Source organism: Pseudomonas agronomica, assembly GCF_025917275.1.
Classification (GTDB): domain Bacteria; phylum Pseudomonadota; class Gammaproteobacteria; order Pseudomonadales; family Pseudomonadaceae; genus Aquipseudomonas; species Aquipseudomonas agronomica.
On record NZ_JAOSHO010000702.1, the window covers coordinates 1 to 2,053 of the forward strand.

The following is a 2,053-nucleotide window of genomic DNA, read 5'->3' on the forward strand; positions in this document are numbered from 1 at the left end:
CGGGAGCAAGCTCCCTCGCCACGGGATTGGGGAATTCGCCCAATAAAAAACCGGACCCAAGGTCCGGTTTTTTCATGAAGCGTTAACGCCAACTCACTCAGCCGCCGGCGCCTCTGGCTTGCGGCGCTTGAGCGGGGCCATGCCGTCTTTGCTGACCAGCGACGGGGCGTCGGTCTTCGGGCGGTTGGCGGTCTTGCGTTTGGTCGGGGCCTTGGCGCCGGTTTTTTTCTTGTCGCCCTTGGCGTCGACCTTTTTCTTCTTCACGCCAACGGCCTTGCCCGACGCCTTGACCTTTTTCGGTCCGCCGTACGTGCCTTTGACTTCCTTGATGGTGCGGCGCTCGAAGCTCTGCTTGAGGTAGCGCTCGATGCTCGACATCAGGTTCCAGTCGCCGTGGCAGATCAGCGAGATCGCCAGGCCGTCGTTGCCGGCACGACCGGTGCGACCGATGCGGTGAACGTATTCGTCACCACTGCGGGGCATGTCGAAGTTGATGACCATGTCCAGGCCTTCCACGTCCAGGCCACGGGCGGCGACATCGGTGGCGACGAGGATTTTCACGCCGCCCTGTTTCAGGCGGTCGATGGCCAGCTTGCGGTCCTTCTGGTCTTTCTCGCCGTGCAGCACGAACGCCTTGTATTCCTGGGCAACGAGGCGACCGTAGATGCGGTCGGCCATGGCCCGGGTGTTGGTGAAGACGATGGCTTTTTCGTAGGTCTCGTTGGCCAGCAACCAGTTCACGATTTGCTCTTTGTGCTGGTTGTGGTCAGCGGTGATGATCTGCTGGCGGGTGGTGGAGTTCAGTTGGCTGACCGCGTTGAGCTGCAAATGCTCAGGGTTGTTCAGCACCTTGGCGATCATTTCGCGCAAGCCCGAACCGCCGGTGGTGGCAGAGAACAGCATGGTCTGCTGGCGGTTGACGCATTCGTCCACCAAGCGCTGCACGTCTTCGGCAAAACCCATGTCGAGCATGCGGTCGGCTTCGTCCAGCACCAGCACTTCGACTTCCTTGAGGTCGAGGTTGCCGGCGTTCAATTGCTCGATCATCCGCCCTGGGGTACCGATCAGAATGTCCGGCACCTTGCGCAGCATGGCGGCCTGGACCTTGAAATCCTCACCGCCGGTGATCAGCCCGGACTTGATGAAGGTGAACTGCGAGAAGCGCTCCACTTCCTTCAAGGTCTGCTGGGCCAGTTCACGGGTCGGCAGCAGGATCAGGGTCTTGATGCTGACGCGGACCTTGGCCGGGCCGATCAGGCGATTGAGGATCGGCAGCACGAACGCGGCGGTCTTGCCGCTGCCGGTTTGCGCCGTCACCCGCAGGTCACGCCCTTGGAGCGCGAGCGGAATAGCCGCTGCCTGCACCGGCGTTGGCTCGACAAATTTAAGCTCGGCCACGGCTTTGAGCAGGCGTTCGTGCAGGGCGAATTGGGAAAACACGGGTGCTACCTCGAAGAAATGCAAAAAAACAGCTGCATAGGGTAACGGTTTCGAGCGCGAAGGCCGAGTTTCTTTATGCAAACGGCCGCAAATCGGAGTGTTTTGATCGTTGGTTTCACGATCAACGGTCACTTCGCGCCGCTTAAATGCTCTAATTCGCCCCATCGCGCTCACAGAAGAACCGTCTCGCCCATGGATATCAAACAACTCTGGCTCAACCTCCAGGATTTCTGGGGCGCCCTGGATCAACATCCGCTGTTGCATTCCGGCCTTGCGCTGGTGCTGCTGCTGGCGATCGCATTGGTGCTCGGGCGCGTGGCGCGCTACCTGATCCTGCATGGCGCCAAGCTGATCGGCCGGCAACCGGCCCTGCACTGGGTCAACGACCTGCGCCAGAACAAAGTCTTTCACCGCCTGGCACAGACGACGCCGTCGCTGATCATTCAGTCCGGCCTGCACCTGGTGCCGGGGCTGAGCAAGACCAGCATGATTTTCCTCGGCAATGTCGCGCTGTCCTTCACCATCCTGTTCATGTTGCTCACGATCAGTGCGCTGCTCAGCGCATTGCTGGACGTCTACGCCCGCACCGAACACGCGCGAACCCGCTCGATCA

General features: G+C 60.6%; 1 protein-coding gene and 1 pseudogene. One reads left to right on the plus strand and one right to left on the minus strand.

The window, feature by feature from the left end; genetic code table 11:
• Positions 1–93: 93 nt before the first annotated feature.
• Entirely contained in the window at positions 94–1,440 is a 1,347-nt protein-coding gene (locus OC610_RS26315; RefSeq protein ID WP_072341427.1) for a DEAD/DEAH box helicase, read from the minus strand.
• Between the two features lie 192 nt (positions 1,441–1,632).
• Between OC610_RS26315 and OC610_RS26320 the strand changes: the two are divergent.
• Positions 1,633–2,053, plus strand: a pseudogene (locus tag OC610_RS26320) (mechanosensitive ion channel family protein); the annotation flags it as partial.